Source organism: Streptomyces sp. NPDC051909 (assembly GCF_040681095.1).
Lineage (GTDB): Bacteria > Actinomycetota > Actinomycetes > Streptomycetales > Streptomycetaceae > Streptomyces.
Genome location: NZ_JBFAYA010000022.1, coordinates 15,466 through 34,834, shown reverse-complemented (window position 1 = coordinate 34,834; position 19,369 = coordinate 15,466). Strand labels below are relative to the sequence as shown.

13 protein-coding genes are annotated in these 19,369 nt (G+C 73.0%); 6 read left to right on the top strand and 7 right to left on the bottom strand.

The window, feature by feature from the left end:
- Positions 1–88 precede the first annotated feature (88 nt).
- The gene (locus tag AB0M18_RS28700; RefSeq protein WP_365762992.1) at positions 89–1,027 is read left to right on the top strand and encodes an SDR family oxidoreductase; all 939 of its coding nucleotides are present in this window, start codon (positions 89–91) and stop codon (positions 1,025–1,027) included.
- Here the strand turns inward: AB0M18_RS28700 and AB0M18_RS28695 are convergent.
- The 6 genes from AB0M18_RS28695 to AB0M18_RS28670 all read right to left on the bottom strand — a co-directional run bounded on the left by AB0M18_RS28695 (position 1,018) and on the right by AB0M18_RS28670 (position 11,000).
- Positions 1,018–1,980 carry a WYL domain-containing protein gene (locus tag AB0M18_RS28695; protein ID WP_365762990.1) on the bottom strand — a complete coding sequence of 321 codons (963 nt, stop codon included), beginning with the start codon at positions 1,978–1,980 and terminating at the stop codon, positions 1,018–1,020. The two genes, AB0M18_RS28700 and AB0M18_RS28695, sit on opposite strands and share 10 nt — an antisense overlap.
- Positions 1,981–2,098: 118 nt before the next feature.
- Positions 2,099–4,819, bottom strand: coding sequence for a pyruvate dehydrogenase (acetyl-transferring), homodimeric type (gene aceE / locus AB0M18_RS28690; protein WP_365762988.1), 2,721 nt, complete (start codon positions 4,817–4,819; stop codon positions 2,099–2,101).
- 296 nt (positions 4,820–5,115) lie between these two features.
- On the bottom strand, positions 5,116–5,739 hold the full coding sequence (locus AB0M18_RS28685; protein WP_365762986.1) for a GntR family transcriptional regulator: 624 nt from the start codon (positions 5,737–5,739) through the stop codon (positions 5,116–5,118).
- 152 nt (positions 5,740–5,891) lie between these two features.
- On the bottom strand, positions 5,892–7,655 hold the full coding sequence (gene sucB, locus AB0M18_RS28680; protein ID WP_365762984.1) for a 2-oxoglutarate dehydrogenase, E2 component, dihydrolipoamide succinyltransferase: 1,764 nt from the start codon (positions 7,653–7,655) through the stop codon (positions 5,892–5,894).
- A 62-nt stretch (positions 7,656–7,717) separates the two neighbouring features.
- Positions 7,718–9,106, bottom strand: coding sequence for a dihydrolipoyl dehydrogenase (gene lpdA / locus AB0M18_RS28675; protein ID WP_365762982.1), 1,389 nt, complete (start codon positions 9,104–9,106; stop codon positions 7,718–7,720).
- A 385-nt stretch (positions 9,107–9,491) separates the two neighbouring features.
- A complete protein-coding gene (locus AB0M18_RS28670) occupies positions 9,492–11,000 on the bottom strand; it encodes a leucyl aminopeptidase (protein WP_365762980.1) in 1,509 nt (502 codons plus the stop codon).
- Positions 11,001–11,302: 302 nt separating this feature from the next.
- On the opposite strand from AB0M18_RS28670, the gene AB0M18_RS28665 reads away from it, so the two are divergent.
- From AB0M18_RS28665 to AB0M18_RS28645, 5 genes are read left to right on the top strand one after another with little or no spacing between them, the layout of a single operon-like run.
- Positions 11,303–13,456, top strand: coding sequence for a hypothetical protein (locus AB0M18_RS28665; protein WP_365762978.1), 2,154 nt, complete (start codon positions 11,303–11,305; stop codon positions 13,454–13,456).
- Positions 13,457–13,516: 60 nt separating this feature from the next.
- Complete coding sequence (pelF, locus tag AB0M18_RS28660) at positions 13,517–15,034, top strand: GT4 family glycosyltransferase PelF (RefSeq protein WP_365762976.1); 1,518 nt, start codon at positions 13,517–13,519, stop codon at positions 15,032–15,034.
- Entirely contained in the window at positions 15,031–16,464 is a 1,434-nt protein-coding gene (locus AB0M18_RS28655) for a hypothetical protein (RefSeq protein WP_365762974.1), read from the top strand. Before pelF ends, AB0M18_RS28655 begins: the two co-directional genes overlap by 4 nt.
- A gap of 10 nt (positions 16,465–16,474) precedes the next feature.
- Complete coding sequence (locus tag AB0M18_RS28650; RefSeq protein ID WP_365762972.1) at positions 16,475–17,116, top strand: spherulation-specific family 4 protein; 642 nt, start codon at positions 16,475–16,477, stop codon at positions 17,114–17,116.
- Positions 17,113–17,934, top strand: coding sequence for an endo alpha-1,4 polygalactosaminidase (locus tag AB0M18_RS28645; RefSeq protein ID WP_365762970.1), 822 nt, complete (start codon positions 17,113–17,115; stop codon positions 17,932–17,934). The genes AB0M18_RS28650 and AB0M18_RS28645 overlap by 4 nt, the downstream gene beginning before the upstream one ends.
- Positions 17,935–18,148: 214 nt before the next feature.
- Here the strand turns inward: AB0M18_RS28645 and AB0M18_RS28640 are convergent, their stop codons facing one another.
- Positions 18,149–19,363: a hypothetical protein gene (locus AB0M18_RS28640; RefSeq protein ID WP_365762968.1), complete on the bottom strand. Its 1,215-nt coding sequence runs from the start codon at positions 19,361–19,363 to the stop codon at positions 18,149–18,151.
- Positions 19,364–19,369 lie beyond the last annotated feature (6 nt).

Sequence of the window (19,369 nt, the reverse complement as noted above, 5' to 3'; positions counted from 1 at the left end):
CATCGTGCGTGCCGCCGGGCGACGCACCCGGAATCGGCTGAAATCAATCCGGACAGAAGATGTCGGATTTCCCTGCCAGGCTGCTCGCATGACCACGGAGAACACGGAGAACAAGCCCCTCGCCGGCCGGATCGCCCTCGTCGCCGGCGCCACCCGAGGCGCCGGACGCGCCATCGCCGTCCAGCTCGGCGCCGCCGGAGCCACCGTCTACGTCACCGGCCGCACCACCCGCGACAAGGTCAGCGAGGTCGGCCGCGACACCGAGACCATCGAGCAGACCGCCGAACTGGTGACCGCCGCCGGCGGCGAGGGCGTCGCCGTCCCCACCGACCACCTGGAAGAGGACCAGGTCCGTGCCCTGGTCGAGCGGATCGACCGCGATCGCGGCCGGCTCGACGTCCTCGTCAACGACGTGTGGGGCGGCGAACACCTCATCGGCTCCTCCTTCGGCAGGAAGACCTGGGAGATCGGCCTCGCCGACGGCCTGCGCATGCTCGAACTCGGCGTGAAGACACACCTGATCACCTCCCACACCGCCCTCCCGCTGCTCACCCGCCACCCCGGCGGCCTGGTCGTCGAGGTCACCGACGGCACCACCGCGTACAACGGCACCCGCTTCCGCGAGAACCTCTTCTACGACCTCGCCAAGAACGCCCCCATCCGGATGGCCTTCGGCCTCGCGAAGGAGCTCGCGGACTCCGCCGGCACCGCCGTCTCCGTCAGCCCCGGCTGGCTCCGCTCCGAGCAGATGCTCGCCGGCTTCGGCGTCACCGAGGAGACCTGGCGCGAGGCCACCGACAAGGTCCCCGACTTCGCCGTCTCCGAGTCCCCCGTCTACGTCGGACGGGCGGTCGCCGCCCTCGCCGCCGACCCCGACCGGGCCCGCTGGAACGGACGGTCCCTGGACAGCGGACAGCTCGCCCGGGAGTACGGCTTCACCGACGCGGACGGCTCGCGGCCCGACTCCTGGGGCTTCCTGCTCGCCAAGGAGACCGACCCGGACACGGACCCGGCGGACTACCGGTAGCGCTCGGCCATCGCCCGGGCGGCCGCCGCGAAGCGCTCGCGGAGGCCGCCCGGGGCCAGCACCTCCACCTCCGGGCCGAGCCCGAGCAGCTGCCCGAAGGCCACCTCCTCGCTCTCCACCGGCAGCACCACCCGCAGCCGGCCGTCCGCCTCGGCCACCCCCGCCGCCAGCGCCTCGCCGGCCGCCGCCCGGTCCGTCACGTACGGCAGCCGCCGCGCCCCCGCCTCCGTCAGCCGCAGCACCACCTCCGCGCGCAGCAGCGAGCGCGCGAACTCCGCCGACCGCTCGCTCCAGAACGCCGCCAGATCGAAGTCCGCATCCCGCGCGAAGGGCTCCTGGCCCACCGTCACCTCGGTGAACCGGTCCACCCGGTAGGTGCGGTACGCCGACCCGGCCCGCGCGCACACGTACCAGACCCCCGCCTTCAGGACGAGACCGTACGGTTCGAGCTCGCGGGCCACCTCGCCGTCGCCCCGCCGGTAGCGGGCCCGCACCGGCAGGTCGCCCCACACCGCCTCCGCCACCGGCGCGAGCAGCTCCGGCGTCTCCGGCTCCTGGTACCAGGCCGGCGCGTCCAGATGGAAGCGCCGCCCCACCGCCTCAGGCGCGTCCCGCAGCGAGGGCAGCAGCGCCGCCGAGACCTTCAGGCGCGCCGCCGAGGCCGCGTCCGCGAGCCCCATGTCCCGCAGCGCCCCCGGCAGCCCGGACAGGAACAGCGCCTCCGCCTCCCCGCGGGCCAGGCCGGTGAGGCGCGTCCGGTAACCGCCGACGAGCCGGTACCCACCGGCCCGCCCCCGGTCCGCGTACACCGGCACCCCCGCCTCCGAGAGCGCCAGCGCGTCCCGGGTGATGGTCCGCTCCGACACCTCCAGTTCGGCGGCGAGTTCGGCGGCGGTCATCGACGGCCGGGACTGGAGCAGCAGGACCAGCTTGATGAGGCGGGCGGCACGCATGTCCCCATCATCGTGCCTTCGTGTACGGGGCACTGACACGGCGGAGGGGCCGCCCTCCTCGTACGCATGAGGTACGAGGAGGGCGGCCCCTCCGGCAGACCGGTCGGGTCCGGCGGCCTTACAGGCCGTACCGCTCCCGGGCCTCCTTCACCGCCGTCGCCTGGACCTCGCCGCGGCGGGCGAGCTGGGCGAGGGCGGCGACCACGATGGACTCGGCGTCGACGCCGAAGTGGCGGCGGGCGGCCGCGCGGGTGTCCGAGAGGCCGAAGCCGTCGGCGCCCAGCGAGGTGTAGTCCTGCTGGATCCACTGCGCGATCTGGTCCGGGACCTGGCGCATGTAGTCGGAGACCGCGAGGACCGGGGAGTCCACGCCGTCCAGGACCTGGCGGACGTACGGCACGCGCTCCTCGCCGCGCAGCAGGGCCGCGTCGGCCTCCAGGGCGTCGCGCCGCAGCTCGGTCCACGAGGTCGCGGACCACACGTCGGCGGCCACGCCCCACTCGGCGGCGAGCAGCTTCTGCGCCTCCAGGGCCCAGTGGATCGCCGTGCCGGAGGCGAGGAGCTGGATGCGGGAGGCGTTCGCGGGGAGCTCCAGGCCGGCCGACTCGGCCGTGTTGAAGCGGTAGAGGCCCTTGACGATGCCCTCGTCGACGCCCGCGTGGCCCGGCTTGGCCGGCTGCGGCATCGGCTCGTTGTAGACGGTGAGGTAGTAGAAGACGTTCTGGTCCTCGCCCTCGGCCGCCTCGCCGTACATCCGGCGCAGGCCCTCCTTGACGATGGCCGCGACCTCGTAGGCGAACGCCGGGTCGTAGGTCAGCGCCGCCGGGTTGGTGGCCGCGATGACGGGGGAGTGGCCGTCGGCGTGCTGGAGGCCCTCACCGGTCAGCGTCGTACGGCCCGCGGTGGCGCCGACGAGGAAGCCGCGGCCGAGCTGGTCGCCGAGCTGCCACATCTGGTCGGCGGTCCGCTGCCAGCCGAACATCGAGTAGAAGATGTAGAAGGGGATCATCGCCTCGCCGTGCGTCGCGTACGCGGTGGACGCGGCGATGAAGTCGGCCATCGAGCCGGCCTCGGTGATGCCCTCGTTCAGGATCTGGCCGTTGACGGCCTCCTTGTAGTACATCAGCTGGTCGCGGTCGACCGGCTCGTACGTCTGGCCCTTCGGCGAGTAGATGCCGAGCGAGGGGAACAGCGACTCCATACCGAAGGTACGGGCCTCGTCCGGGACGATCGGGACCCAGCGCTTACCGGTCTCCTTGTCGCGGACCAGGTCCTTGACCAGGCGCACGAAGGCCATCGTGGTGGCGACCGACTGCGAGCCGGAGCCCTTGTCGAAGGCGGCGAAGGTCTTCTCGGCCGGGGCCGGCAGCGGAGCCAGCGGGTGCACCCGGCGGGCCGGGGCGGGGCCGCCGAGGGCCGCGCGGCGCTCCTGGAGGTAGCGGACCTCGGGGGAGTCGGCGCCCGGGTGGCCGTAGGGCACCACGCCGTCGGTGAACTGCGCGTCCGAGATCGGCAGCTCAAGAAGGTCACGCATGTTCTTGAACTCGTCCGTGGTGAGCTTCTTCATCTGGTGGTTCGCGTTCTTCGACGCGAAGCCCTCGCCCAGGGTGAAGCCCTTCACGGTCTGCGCCAGGATCACCGTCGGCGCGCCCTTGAACTCCAGGGCGGCCTTGTACGCGGCGTACACCTTGCGCGGCTCGTGGCCACCGCGGGAGAGGTGGAAGCATTCGAGGATCTTGTCGTCGGAGAGCAGCTGCGCCATCGCGACGAGCGCCGGGTCCTTGCCGAAGAAGTCCTGGCGGATGTAGGCGGCGTCACGGGTCTGGTACGTCTGGACCTGCGCGTCCGGGACCTCGCGGAGGCGGCGGACCAGGGCGCCGGTGGTGTCGAGCGCGAACAGCTCGTCCCAGGCGTTGCCCCACAGGGTCTTCACGACGTTCCAGCCGGCGCCGCGGAACTGCGCCTCCAGCTCCTGCACGATCTTGAAGTTGGCGCGGACCGGGCCGTCGAGGCGCTGCAGGTTGCAGTTGATGACGAAGGTCAGGTTGTCCAGACCCTCGCGGGCCGCCAGTGCGAGGGCCGCCGTCGACTCGGGCTCGTCCATCTCGCCGTCGCCCAGGAAGGCCCAGACGTGCGAGGAGGAGACGTCCTTGATGCCGCGGTTGGTCAGGTAGCGGTTGAAGCGCGCCTGGTAGATCGCGGAGAGCGGGCCGAGACCCATGGAGACGGTGGGGAACTCCCACAGCCAGGGGAGGCGCCGCGGGTGCGGGTAGGAGGGCAGGCCGTTGCCGCCGGCCTCCTGCCGGAAGTTGTCGAGGTGCGCCTCGTTCAGCCGCCCGTCGAGGAACGCGCGGGCGTAGATGCCGGGGGAGGCGTGGCCCTGGATGTAGAGCTGGTCGCCGGAGCCGGCGGCGTCGCCGGACTCCTTGCCCTTGAAGAAGTGGTTGAAGCCGGTCTCGTACAGCCAGGCCGCGGACGCGAAGGTCGCGATGTGGCCGCCGACGCCGTGCTTGGAGCCGCGGGTGACCATCGCGGCCGCGTTCCAGCGGTTCCACGCGGTGATCTTCCGCTCCAGCTCCTCGTCTCCGCCGAAATCGCCGATGACCGGCTCGGCGGAGGTGGGGATGGTGTTGAGGTAGTCCGTCTCCAGCAGCTTGGGCAGGGCCAGGCCCGCGCCCTCGGCGTGCTGGAGCGTGCGGCGCATCAGGTAGGCGGCCCGGTGGGGGCCGGCGGCCTCGGTGACGGCGTCGAGGGAGGCCGCCCACTCGGCGGTCTCCTCGGTGTCACGGTCCGGGAGCTGGTCGAGCTCGCTCGGAATCTTGCCTACGGGATCGGTCATGATCGCCGCCTTCCGGACAGATGGGGGTGGAGACAAAGAGGCCTTGTCTGGCAGGACAGGGCGAAGGGCCGGGTGACGGCCCGCCGAAGACTGTAAACCGGCGATCGATGATCGATCAAAGCTTCGTCAAGAAAAAGATGCCCGGAGCACCAAAGTCGGCACAGGGTGCCGCCAAAATGGGCACCCGGTGCCTTGTTTTCGCAGGTGGGGTCACGGAATGAGGTCCCGTACGCACGAATGAGCGGGCCCGCCCGAAGGTGGACCCGCTCGTCAGCGCCTCGTGCGAGGGCGTGCGGTCAGGCGCGCGGCGCGCACCCCAGCACATGCGCCTTCACCAGCGCCCCGATGTTCGGGTCGCCCCGCCGGAAGGCCTCCACCAGCTCCTGGTGCTCCTCGGCGTACGACTTCTGGACCGTGCCCAGCCAGCGGATCGACAGGGCCGTGAAGACCTCGATGCCCAGGCCCTCCCAGGTGTGCAGGAGCACGCCGTTCCCGGCCGCCCGCACCAGCTCCCGGTGGAAGGCCACCGTGTGCCGCACCTGCGCCGTGCCGTCGGAGGCGGCGTCCGCCTCGTACAGCGCCGCCACGTGCGGCTCCAGGGTCGAGCAGTCCGCCGCGAGCCGGCCGGCCGCCAGCTCCGCCGCGATCTGCTCCAGACCGGCCCGGACCGGGTAGCTCTCCTCCAGGTCCGCGGCGGTCAGATTGCGTACCCGGACGCCCTTGTTCGGCGCCGACTCGATCAGCCGCAGCGACTCCAGCTCGCGCAGCGCCTCGCGGACCGGGGTCTGGGAGACCTCCAGCTCGGTCGCGATCCGGCGTTCCACGATGCGCTCGCCCGGCTTCCAGCGGCCGCTGACGATCCCCTCCACGATGTGCTCGCGGATCTGCTCGCGCAGCGAGTGGACGACGGGGACGGTCATGAAGCGGCTCCTCCGGGAGTTCTTGACACCTAGACAATACGGCGGCGCCCCCGCCCGGAAACACATCCGGACGGGGGCGCCGCAGGTGAGGCTCGTTACGTTGCGGTGCACGCGCCTCTTACTCGCCAGTAGCCTCAGCGGCCCCAGCAGCCTCAGAGGCCGAGGTCGACCTCGAACTCGCCGGCCTCCAGGATCGCCTTCACGGCCACCAGGTAGCGGGCGGCGTCGGCGCCGTCCACCAGACGGTGGTCGTAGGAGAGCGTCAGGTAGGTCATGTCACGCACGCCGATGACGGTGCCCTCGGCGGTCTCGATCACGGCCGGACGCTTCACCGTGGCGCCGATGCCCAGGATGGCGACCTGGTTCGGCGGAACGATGATGGTGTCGAACAGCGCGCCGCGCGAACCCGTGTTGGAGATCGTGAAGGTCGCGCCCGCCAGCTCGTCCGGGGTGATCTTGTTGCCGCGGACCTTGCCGGCCAGCTCGGCCGTGGCCTTGGAGATGCCGGCGATGTTCAGGTCGCCCGCACCCTTGATGACCGGGGTCATCAGGCCCTTCTCGGAGTCCACCGCGATACCGATGTTCTCGGTGTCGAAGTAGGTGATCGTGCCCTCGTCCTCGTTGATCCGGGCGTTGATGACCGGGTGGGCCTTCAGCGCCTGGGCCGCCGCCTTGACGAAGAACGGCATCGGGGAGAGCTTGACGCCCTCGCGGGCCGCGAACGCGTCCTTGGCGAGGCCGCGCAGCTTCATCAGCTTGGTGATGTCGACCTCGACGACCGAGGACAGCTGGGCCTGGCCGTGCAGCGCCTTCATCATGTTGTCGCCGATGACCTTGCGCATGCGGGTCATCTTGACCGTCTGACCACGCAGCGGGGAGACCTCCAGGGCGGGGGTCTTCGGCGCGGCGGCGGCCGGGGCGGCGACGGGAGCGGCAGCGGCGGCCTTCTTGGCCTCGGCGGCCGCGAGGACGTCCTGCTTGCGGATACGGCCGCCGACGCCGGAGCCCTTGACGGACGCCAGGGCCACGCCGTGCTCGGAGGCGAGCTTGCGGACCAGCGGCGTCACGTAGGCGCCCTCGTCCTCCGGGGCGGCCGGGGCGACGGCGGGAGCGGCAGGCGCGACCGGGGCCGGGGCGGCCACGGGGGCGGCCGGGGCGACCGGAGCCGGAGCGGCGACCGGCGCGGCCGGGGCCACCGGCGCGGGGGCCGGAGCCGGAGCGGCGGGGGCGGCCGGAGCCGGGGCCGGGGCGGCGGCGGGGGCCGGGGCGGCCGGAGCCGGGGCAGCGGCCGGGGCGGCGCCCGCGGCGCCGATGACGGCCAGCTTGGCGCCGACCTCGGCGGTCTCGTCCTCGCCGACGACGATCTCCAGGAGAACGCCGGAGGCGGGGGCGGGGATCTCGGTGTCGACCTTGTCCGTGGAGACCTCGAGCAGCGGCTCGTCGGCCTCGACGGTCTCGCCGACCGACTTCAGCCAGCGGGTCACGGTGCCCTCGGTGACGGACTCGCCCAGGGCGGGCAGCACGACGTCCGTACCGGTGGCGCCACCGGCCGGGGCGGCGGCCGGAGCCTCGGCCACGGGGGCCGGAGCGGCCGGGGCCTCGGCGACCGGAGCCGGGGCGGCGACCGGAGCCGGAGCGGCCTCGGCGGCCGGGGCCGGGGCGGCGGCCGGGGCGCCGGAGCCGTCGTCGATGATGGCCAGCTCGGCGCCGACCTCGACCGTCTCGTCCTCGGCGACCTTGATGGAGGCCAGGATGCCCGAGGCGGGGGCGGGGATTTCGGTGTCGACCTTGTCGGTCGAGACCTCGAGCAGCGGCTCGTCGGCCTCGACACGCTCACCCTCGGCCTTGAGCCAGCGGGTGACGGTGCCCTCGGTGACGCTCTCGCCGAGCGCCGGCAGGGTTACGGAAACCGACATGGTTTCAGTTGCTCCTAACGAATTGCGGAAAGTGGTCGTCGCGCCCTGTGATGACGTGAGCGTCAGTCGTGGGAGTGCAGAGGCTTGCCGGCCAGGGCCAGGTGGGCCTCGCCGAGCGCCTCGTTCTGCGTCGGGTGGGCGTGGATCAGCTGCGCGACCTCGGCCGGCAGCGCCTCCCAGTTGTAGATCAGCTGCGCCTCGCCGACCTGCTCGCCCATGCGGTCACCGACCATGTGGACGCCGACCACGGCACCGTCCTTGACCTGGACGAGCTTGATCTCGCCCGCGGTCTTGAGGATCTTGCTCTTGCCGTTGCCCGCGAGGTTGTACTTCAGGGCGACGACCTTGTCCGCGCCGTAGATCTCCTTGGCCTTGGCCTCGGTGATGCCGACGGAGGCGACCTCCGGGTGGCAGTACGTCACCCGCGGCACGCCGTCGTAGTCGACCGGGACGGGCTTCAGACCGGCGAGCCGCTCCGCGACCAGGATGCCCTCGGCGAAGCCGACGTGCGCGAGCTGCAGGGTCGGGACCAGGTCACCGACCGCCGAGATCGTCGGCACGTTGGTGCGCATGTACTCGTCGACCAGGACGTAGCCGCGGTCCATCGCGACGCCCTGCTCCTCGTAACCGAGACCGGCCGAGACCGGGCCGCGGCCGATGGCGACGAGCAGCACCTCGGCCTCGAAGGTCTTGCCGTCCGCCAGGGTGACCTTCACACCGGTCTCGGTGTACTCGGCCGACTGGAAGAAGGTGCCCAGGTTGAACTTGATGCCGCGCTTGCGGAAGGCGCGCTCGAGCAGCTTGGAGCTGTTCTCGTCCTCGACCGGGACGAGGTGCTTCAGGCCCTCGACCACCGTGACGTCGGTGCCGAAGGACTTCCACGCCGAGGCGAACTCGACGCCGATGACACCGCCGCCGAGGATGATCGCGGACTCCGGGACCCGGTCCAGGGTCAGCGCGTGGTCCGAGGAGATGATCCGGTTGCCGTCGATCTCCAGACCCGGCAGGGACTTCGGCACGGAACCGGTGGCGAGGAGGACGTGACGGCCCTCGACCCGGCGGCCGTCGACGTCGACGGAGGTCGGGGAGGACAGGTGACCGGTGCCCTCGATGTAGGTCACCTTGCGGGAGGCGACGAGACCCTGCAGACCCTTGTAGAGGCCCGAGATCACGTCGTCCTTGTACTTGTGCACGGCCTTGATGTCGATGCCCTCGAAGGAGGCCTTGACACCGAACTGCTCCGCCTCGCGCGCCTGGTCGGCGACCTCGCCGGCGTGGAGCAGGGCCTTCGTCGGGATGCAGCCGTTGTGCAGGCAGGTGCCGCCGAGCTTGTTCTTCTCGATCAGTGCGACGTCCAGGCCCAGCTGCGCTCCACGGAGCGCGGCGGCGTAACCGCCGCTACCGCCGCCGAGGATCACTAGGTCGAAAACGGTGCTGGCGTCGTTCGCCACGTCACGTCCTCCATGCATGTGCGCTCGTCGCCCGTCTTCGCTGACGGGGCGGCGGCTCCGGTGGTCCGGCCGCATATTCGTCGGCCCTGTGGTGAGGGCCCTGTCCTGCCGAGAACCCATCTTCGCACTTGTTGCCGCACGGCGGGACGCGGGGCCGCGCTCTGAGACGGCGGATGGTCCCCTTTTCGAGGCTCGGCTCACCTCCGGGCGCTTTCAGCCGGGCTCACAGCCCCGTACGTGCTCGCCCCCTCGTTCCTCGGGGACTGCGCGCGCTCGGGACTGTTCCCCCGGCGCGCCCTTCGGTTCGCTCGCCGGCCCATGGGGCGGACGGCCTTGTACGGGAGCCGAGACCGCCCGCCGCCCCGGGTGACGGATCACATACGGATCACAGCTCGCCGTCGGCCGTCCGCTCGGCCAGCCGCACCAGGGTGCGCACCGAGGAGCCGGTGCCGCCCTTCGGGGTGTAGCCGTAGGGGGCGCCCTCGTGGAAGGCCGGGCCCGCGATGTCCAGGTGGGCCCAGGTGATGCCCTCGCCCACGAACTCCTTCAGGAACAGACCGGCCACCAGGCCGCCGCCCATCCGCTCGCCCATGTTGGAGATGTCGGCGATCGGGGAGTCCATCGCCTTGCGCAGGTCCGCCGGCATCGGCATCGGCCAGGACTGCTCGCCGACCTCGTCCGCGATCTCGTGCAGCGCGGAGCGGTAGTCGTCGTCGTTGGCCATGATCGCGAAGGTGCGGTTGCCGAGCGCCAGGACCATGGCACCGGTCAGGGTGGCCACGTCGACGATCGCGTCCGGGCGCTCCTCGGAGGCCTTGGTCAGCGCGTCGGCCAGGACCAGGCGGCCCTCGGCGTCCGTGTTCAGGACCTCGACGGTCTTGCCGCTGTACATGCGCAGCACGTCGCCCGGGCGGGTGGCGGAGCCGGACGGCATGTTCTCGGCCAGGGCGAGCCAGCCGGTGACGTTGACGGCGAGGCCGAGGCGGGCCGCGGCGACGACGGAGGCGAACACGGCGGCCGCGCCGCTCATGTCGCACTTCATCGTCTCGTTGTGGCCGGCCGGCTTCAGGGAGATGCCGCCCGAGTCGTAGGTGATGCCCTTGCCGACCAGGGCGAGGGTCTTCTCCGCCTTCGGGTGGGTGTAGGCGACCCGGACCAGGCGCGGCGGGTTCACCGAGCCGGAGCCGACGCCCAGGATGCCGCCGTAGCCGCCCTTGGCGAGCGCCTTCTCGTCGAGCACCTGCACCTTGAGGCCGTGCTCCTTGCCGGCGGCCTGCGCGGCGGCGGCGAACGCGGCCGGGGTCAGGTCGTTCGGCGGCTGGTTGATGAGGTCGCGGGCGCGGTTCATCTCCTCCGCGACGGCGATCGCGCGCTCCGCGGCGGCCTTGTGGGCCTTGTCGCGGGGCTTGGCGCCGAGCAGGGCGACCTCGGCCAGCGGCTTCCTGCCACCGTTGGCGTTCTCCTGGTAGGCGGTGTAGGCGTACGCGCCGAGCAGGGCGCCCTCGGCGATGGCGGCGGCGGCCTCGGCATCGGCGACGGGCAGGGCGAAGGCGGCCTTCTTCGAGCCGGTCAGCGCGCGGGCGGCGGTGCCCGCGGCCCGGCGCAGCGCCTCGGTGCCATAGGCCTCGCCGTCCTCGGGCGCGGCACCCAGGCCGACGGCGAGCACGACGGGGGCCTTCAGGCCGGCGGGGGAGGGCAGCTTGGTCGCCTCACCCTCGGCGCCCGAGGCGCCCAGGGTCTCCAGGACGGCGGCCAGGCCACCGTCGAAGGCCTGGTCGACGACCTCGGCGCCCGGGGCGACGACCAGCGTCTTACCGGACTTCGCGACGCCGACGACGACCGCGTCGGCGCGCAGCGTCGCCGCTCCGGCGGTGCTGAGAGTGAGAGCAGTCACGGTGGTGAATTCTCGCTTCCATTGAGTGCTGTGGCGGTCGAGGGGTGGGCCGACCGTGCCCGCCGCATCGTATTTCGGCCCGATGAGCGCCGGTAATGAGCCTACGCTCGCTCGCCGTTTTCGTTCACGGCGGTGGTGATTCACTCATCCGTGGTGTCTCTGTCGGGTTTGACGCCCGGTCCGGCCGGTCGCGTTTCACACTCGCCTCAATCAGGCAAGGGCGACACACCGCCCTTCGCCCATCTGACGCATCTCCACAGGTCCGCGGCCCCCGCGGCCCTGCCGAGGGGGGACACCCACCGATGGATTCCGGCCGCTCCCGCACGCCCAGAACCGGCGCCGCCGCCCGCACCGACCGCGCCGTCCGCGCTTCCCGTGCGGCGCGCACGCCCCGTACCGCGCGCGCTCCCCGTACCGCCCGGCTCGCCGCCCTCGCCGCGGCCGGGCTGCTCGCCACCGTCGTGCCGTCCGCGCAGTCGGCCGCGGCGGCCACGCCGGTCCCGCGGATCGACCTGACCGTGCTCGTCGTCGACGACGGCGGCAGCGCGGTGGACGCGATCACCGCCGAGCTGGAGGGCTCCGGCGTCCCGTACCGCACCCTCGACCTGAACGACCCCGGCCGCCCCGTGCTCACCGCCGCCTTCCTGAGCGAACCCTCCGACAGCGCGACCGGCCGGCCGCGCGCCAGGTACCAGGGCGTGGTCCTGCCGCACGAGTCCGTCTTCGGCCCCGACTCCGCCGAGCAGGCCGTCCTCGTCGCGTACGAGCAGGGCTTCGGCATCCCCCAGGTCGACGCCTACACCTGGGCCCACCCCGGCGTCGGCCTCGACTACACCAGCGACGGCGGCTGGTCCGGCGTCCTCGACGGCGCCACCGGCCACGTCACCCCGGCCGGCCAGGCCGGGCCCTTCCGCGACCTGCGCGGACCGGTGGTCTTCGAGGACAACGACCCGGACGTCTCCGAGAGCTACGGCTACGCGGGCCGCCCCCGGGCCGGCTACACCAGCTTCCTCGACATGCCGGCCGCCGACGGCGGACGCATCAGCCTGATCGGCGAGTACGCCCACGACGGGCGCCGCGAACTCGTCGTCACCTTCGCCTACAACCGCCACCAGCGGCAGTACCGGGCGCTCGCCCGCGGCATCGTCGAGTGGCTCACCCAGGGCGTCCACCTCGGCCGGTCCCGCGACTACCTCGCCGTGCACGTCGACGACGTCCTCGCCCCCGACGCCCGCTGGGACACCGCCCGCGACTGCACCCCCGGCGACCTCGACTGCCCCGGCGGCGACGGCGAGGCCGGCGACAACCCGGTCCGCATGACCGCCGCCGACGCCGTCTACGCCGCCGCCTGGCAGAAGGCCTCCGGCTTCCGGCTCGACCTGGTCTACAACGGCGGCCAGGGCGAGCAGTGGAAGACCGAGCACGGCGGCACCGACCCGCTCGCCGCGCGCCTCGTCGCCGACCGCGCCCAGTACCGCTGGATCAACCACACCTACACCCACCCCTTCCTCGGCTGCGTCCAGGACGCCACGACCGTCCCGTGGAGCTGCGCCAGGGACGCCACCGGGACGACGAAGTGGGTCACCCGGGCCGAGATCTCCGCGCAGATCCGCGACAACCTGAACTGGGCCACCGGCAAGGGCGTCTCCGTCGACCGCACCGAGCTCGTCACCGGAGAGCACTCCGGTCTGAAGACCCTGCCCCAGCAGCCCGCCGACAACCCCAACCTGGCCGCCGCGCTCGCCGACAACGGCGTGAAGTGGACGGCGAGCGACAACTCCCGCGAACCGGCCCAGCGCACCGTCGGCACCGGTTACGGCGCCGCGAAGACCGTGCCCCGCCACCCGATGAACGTGTACTACAACGTGGGCACCGCCGCGGAGATGGCCGACGAGTACAACTGGATCTACACCTCCCGCGCCGACGGCGGCAGCGGCCTGTGCGAGGACAACCCGGCCTCCACCTGCCTGCCCGCCCCGCTCGACACCGCCACCGGCTACGCGAACCACATCGTGCCGCAGGAGGCCCGCACCGCCCTCGCCCACGTCATGGGCAACGACCCCCGGCCGCACTACGTCCACCAGTCCAACCTCGCCGAGGAACGCCTGCTCTACCCCGTCCTCGACCGGGTCCTCGCCGACCACCGCGCGCTGTACGCCGACAACACCCCGCTGGTGAACCCGAGCCAGAAGGAGACCGGCACCGAGCTCGACCGCCGCGCCGCCTGGAACCGTGCGCTCGGCGCCGGCCAGGTCACCGCCTACCGGATCGGCGACACCGTCACCGTCAAGGCCCCCTCCGGCGTCGCCGTCCCGCTCACCGCCCCCGAGGGCACCCGCAAGCAACTCCTCCTCGGCACGGCCGTGTTCGGCGCCGCCTACGCCGGCACCCGGTCGGCCTGGACCACGCCCGAACCGCTCCAGAGCGCCGTCACCCTCAGGCTCCCGACCGCCTGACCGGCCCCGCACGACCACCTGACCAGCCGTCCGAGAACCGCGCGCTCCGGGGGAACGCACATGCCGAGCAGTGGCCGTCACGTCACCATGCTCACCGAAGGCACCTATCCACATGTCCACGGCGGCGTCAGCACCTGGTGCGACCAGCTGATCCGGGGCATGCCCGAGGTCGACTTCCACGTCCTCGCGCTCACCGGCAGCGGCCGCGAGCCCGTCACCTGGGAACTGCCGCCGAACCTCACCGCCCACACCGCCTTCCCGCTCTGGGGCCCCGCCCCGGAGCGGGCCCGGGCGGCCCCGCGCGGCCGGGCCGGCCGCCGCTTCCTCGACACCTACGAGCGCTTCCTGCTCGCGATCCTCGACCCCGCCGCCGGTCACGACTTCGGCGAGGCGCTGTACGAGCTCGCCGCCCTCGCCCGGGCCGGCGGACTCACCGCCGCCCTGCGCACCGAGCGGGTGCTCCGCTCCCTGATGTGGATCTGGTCCATGCCGCACCTGCCGACGGCCGCGGCCCGGCCCACCGTCCACGACGCCCTCACCGCCACCGACCTGCTCGAACACGCCCTGCGCCCGCTCGCCGCCCGGATATCCGGCGACCGGGTCGCGCACGCCGTGTCCAGCGGGCTCGCCACGCTGCCGGCGCTCGCCGCCCAGCACTTCGAAGGGGTCCCCTTCCTGCTCACCGAACACGGCATCTACCTGCGCGAGCGCTACCTCGGCTACCGCACCGAGGCCCAGCGGTTCCCCGTCAAGGCCCTGCTCCTCGGCTTCTACCGGGAGCTCAACACGCTCGGCTACCGCAAGGCCGACCTCATCACCCCGTGCAACCAGTACAACCGGCGCTGGGAGGAGCGCGGCGGCGCCCCCGCCGACCGCATCCGCACCGTCTACAACGGCGTCGACCCCGCCGCCTTCCCCTGGGCCGGCCCCGAGCCCGAGACCCCCACCCTCAGCTGGGTCGGCCGGGTCGACCCCATCAAGGACCTGGAGACCCTGCTCCGGGCGTACGCCATCTGCCGCGCCGAACTCCCCGAGCTGCGGCTGCGGTTGTTCGGCCCGGTGCCGGCCGGCAACGAGGACTACCGCACCCGCCTGGAGAAGCTCGCCGCCGAACTCGGCGTCACCGACGGCGTCGTCTTCGAAGGCCGCACGTCGGACGTCGCCGGCGCCTACGCGGCGGGCAACGTCGTCATGCTCTCCTCCATCAGCGAGGGCTTCCCCTTCTCCCTCATCGAGGCGATGTCCTGCGGCCGGGCCACCGTCTCCACGGACGTCGGCGGCGTCCGTGAGGCCGTCGGCGACACCGGCCTCGTCGTCCCGCCCCGCGAACCGGCCGTGATGGCCGCCGCCGTCAGCGAGTTGCTGCGCGACGGCACGAGGAGGGCCGACCTCGCCCACCGGGCCCGACAGCGGGTCGTCGACCGCTTCACCCTGCACCGCTCGGTCGACGGGTTCCGCCGCATCTACCTCGAACTCGCCGGCCGCCCCACCACCGAGCCGAAGGACCCGCTCGACTGGACGGTCCGCCTCACCGACCCCTGGCGAGCCGAACTGCTCCGCGGAGGTGCCCTCGCATGAGCGGCTCACTCTGGCTGAAACCGGGCGCGACGCGGGACGGCCTGCCGCAGATCCCCCGCCAGCGGGCGACGGACGCCCCGCGGGGAAGCCACGCCCCGCCGTCCCCGGGACACCTCGCCGCCGACCCCCTCGACGAACTCGCCGACCGGCTCGACGCCCTCGCCGCCACGGCTGTCCACCCGGACGAGATAGCCGCGATCCTGGAGTCGGACGGCATGACGGACGATCACATCCGGCTGGTCTACGGGCGCGCCGACTCCTTCGCGCTCGCCGAGGACCTCTACGCCCGCACCGAGCGCCGCCACCCCGCGCCCGAGCCGCCCGCCGCCGGACCCTGGCACACCGGGCTCGCCGGCTGTCTGCTGCGCGGTCTGGTGTTCGCGCTGCCCGGACTCGCGTACGTGCTCGGCGCGCCGCTGCTCTCCGGACCCGGGCGGTACGGGCTGCCGCCCGGCACCGTGCCGCTGTTCGCCGGGGCCGTCACCGGGTGGGTGTGGAACCAGGCCCTCGCCCACCGCGCCTACACCTGGCTGGGGCTCGGCGACCGGGCCGCCGCCGTCCGGGCCCTGGTCACCGGCGCCCCGGCCGGCGCGCTCGCCGGGGCGGCCGTCGCGGTGGCCGCCGCCGGACCGGGGGAGCGGCCCGCCGCCCTGTTCGGCGCCGGGCAGGCGCTCTACCTGGCTGCCGCGACCGTGCTGCTCGTCCTCGGCCGCGAACGTGCCCTGCTCGTCGCCCTCTCACCCCTCGCGGGCGCGGTGCCCGCCTTCCGCCACGACCTGCCGGAACCGCTGCGGGTGGCGCTGCTGCTGCTCTCGCTCGCCGCCACCACCGGCTTCGCCGCGCTCGTCCTGTGGAGTACGCGAGGCCCCGGCGGGCTCGCCCGGGGCCGTGGCGGGCCGCCGCTCGCGCGCTCCCTCCCGTACGGCCTGTTCGGCCTCGGCAGCGGACTCCTCGTGCTGTACGCGGGGGCCGACGCGGTCATCGCCCTCACCCTCTCCATGGGCCCGGCCGAATGGCTGCTCCACCGCTTCCGCGCCGCCGGCCTCGCCCGGCTGCGGCTGCTCACCACGGCCGACGAGTTCCGGCGCGCCGTCACCGGCACGCTCGCCCGCTGCCTCGGCGGCTACCTCGCCGTGCTGCTCGTCCTCACCACCGCCGCCGCGCTGCTGTGGCCCGGCGCCGCCGCCGTCACCGCACCCCGGATCGCCTCGCTGCTCCTGGTCGGCGCGGTGCTGTGGCTGGGGCTGCTGCTCCAGGCCTTCGGCGGGGTGGCGAAGGCGGCCGTGGTGTGCCTGCTCGCGGCCGCCGCGCAGGGCCTCGCCCAGGCGTTCGCCCCGGCCGCCGGCCCGCTCGCGGCGGGCGCCGCGGCCGCCGCGCTGTGCGTGCTCACCTGTGTTCTGCTGGTACGACCGACCGCCCACCGCGTCTAGGGGCCGGACTGTGAACTCCTCCCTCAACCCGTCCCCCGACTCCTCCCTCCTGGTGCCGTTCTACGAGCACCCCGCCGACCGCCCCGAAGCCTGGGACGCCCTCCTCGCGGCCGCGCCCTCCCTCTACGGCGTCGTTCTCAACCCCGCCAGCGGCGCGGGCGGCGCGCCCGACCCGGCCTTCGGCGACGTCGCCGAGCGACTCCGGGCCGCCGGGGTACGGGTGCTCGGCTACGCGGACACCGACTACGGGCGCCGCCCGCACCACGAGGTGGTCGCCGACCTGGTGCGGCACCGCGACTGGTACGGGGCCGACGGGGCCTTCCTCGACCAGGTGCCGACCGCGCCGGGCGCGCTGCCGCACTACCGGCGCCTCGCCGTGTCCGCCCGGGCGGCCGGCGCGCGCACCCTGGTCCTCAACCACGGAGCCCACCCCGCCCCCGGCTACGAGGCGCTGGCCGACCTCCTCGTCACCTTCGAGGGGCCCTGGGACGCCTACCGGAACCTGGACCTGCCGGTCGCCGATCACTACTGCCACCTGGTGTACGCGGCCCCGTCCGACGCCCGCCCCGCCACCCCGGTGCACTGCGCGGTGCCCGGCACCGGCGCCCACCCGTGGGGAACCCTGCCACACACCCTGGAGCCGGTCCGATGAGACGTCTGCTGGTGCTGTTCGTCCCGCTGCTGCTGCTCGCCGCGGCCTGCACCACACCACCCGCCCCCGACCGCCCGGACCGCCCGGACCGTCCGGATCCCAAGGCGGTCGAGCCGTGGCGCCCGGCGCCCGGCCTCGCCTGGCAGTGGCAGCTCAGCGGCCGCCTCGACCCGACGATCGACGTGCCGGTGTACGACATCGACGGCTTCGACCATCCCGCCTCGGCCGTCGCCGACCTGCACCGCCGGGGCCGCAAGGTGATCTGCTACCTGTCCACCGGCGCCTGGGAGGAGTTCCGTCCGGACGCCGACCAGTTCCCCGAGGAGCTGCTCGGACGGAGCAACGGCTGGCCCGGCGAGCGCTGGCTCGACATCCGCCGCACCGACCTGCTGGCCCCGCTGATGGCGGCCCGCCTCGACATGTGCCGCGCCAAGGGCTTCGACGCGGTCGAGCCCGACAACATGGACGGCTACACCAACCGCACCGGCTTCCCCCTCACCGCCGCCGACCAGCTGGCCTACAACCGCCTGATCGCCCGCCTCGCCCACGAACGGGGCATGTCCGTGGGCCTGAAGAACGACCTGGACCAGATCCCGCAGCTGCTCCCCGACTTCGACTTCGCGGTCGACGAGCAGTGCGCCGAGTACGAGGAGTGCGAGCTGCTCGTGCCCTTCGTGAAGGCGGGGAAGGCGGTCTTCCACGTCGAGTACGAGCTGCCGCTCTCGGAGTTCTGCCCGGGCACGCGGAAGCTCGGCCTGAGCTCGATGCTGAAGAGGTACGACCTGGGGGTTTGGCGCAGGCCCTGCCCCCAGACCTGACCCGGATCTAGGGCGTGTGTCGAAAGTCCCGTCTGCCGGGAGGCGCCCTGCACGCACGCTCGCCGCGTTGTCAGTCGTCGGCGCAGCACGCTGCGCTCTCTCCCCCTGGGCCTGGCGGCCCGGGTGGTGCCCCCACCCTCCGCCTTGCGATCGCACGCACCGGACGCCTCCCGGCCCGCCCTGCGGGCGGACGACGCTACTTCCGACACACGCCCTAGACCTGGCCCCGGGCGGTGACGACGTAACAGCTGACGCGGCCCTTGCCGTCCTGCTCCCAGTCGTACTCCGAGCTCCACATGAACCAGTAGGAGCCCTGCTTGTCCGCGTCGGAGGTCCAGCTGTCGGCCGCGCCGGGGTAGGCGTCGCGGCAGGCCTGCCGGGCCCGTGACCTGGCGGCGGACTTCCCGGGATAGGCGCTTCCGCCGAAGGTCTTCTGGGCGAAGAGACGCCCGTCGTGCGGCTTGGCGCACGGGACCTCCGCGACCAGGTCGGCCTCGCGCCGGCCGGTGCTGAAGTCGACGCAGCGCCCGGGCTTGACCTGGTGGATCGACCGCACCGTCTTCGCGGCCTCCAGGACCCGGCCCTTGGGCCGGCTCTCCGGCTGGGACCTGCCGTACCCGTCGAGGGTGAGCTCCAGTGTCATGGCGGTGGCATCGGAGAACAGGCCGCCCTTCTTGCGGAGCATGCCGGAGAGGTCGGCGCGCACCCGGCTGAATCGGCCCTCGGTGTCGAGGGAGACGGTCAGCGGCACCTCCTTCACGTTCGTGACCCCCGGGGTGTAGCGCTCGGAGAGCAACTGCTCGGAGAGCTCGCCGGGGAGCATCTCCCAGACGGGATCGACGATCACCTCCGCTCGGTAGTTGAGGCCCTGGCGGCTCTTCGCCCGGGCGGAGCCGAGTGCTTCCAGGAGCGTCCCGCCGACCGGTGCCTCGGTGCCGCGCAGCAGGTCGAGGGTGTTGGCGCTCGCGTCGTAGTCGCCGTACGCGTAGCGCAGCCAGTAGTCCGCGGAGCCGGCCTGGTAGGTGATGCTCTGCGCGTCGACGACCACCCGTCCGACGGCGTCGGCGTAGCTGCGCCCCGGTGCCCGCCCGAGGATGACGTCCTTCGCCGCGTCCGGGTACTGCTTGGGCACCGTCCAGCGGATCGTCGCGGAGCCGGTGTTCCTCGCGAAGTCGAGCCGCCCCTCGACGGTCTGGACCGCCTTCCCCTTCTTCGTCTCCAGCGTCAGCCGCTGGGTGAAGCCCGCGGTGCCCGCCTCCTGCGTCTCCCGCAGGGCCAGGAACATCTGCCGGTCGATCTTCTGGTCGAACACGGGGTGCTTCGGCGGCGCGGCCTTCGGCTCGGCGTCGGCCGCGCCGCCGGAGCAGCCGGTCAGGAACAGGGCGGCGGCGCTGAGCACCGCGCCCCTGCGGGCAAGGCGTCTGATCATGCCCAC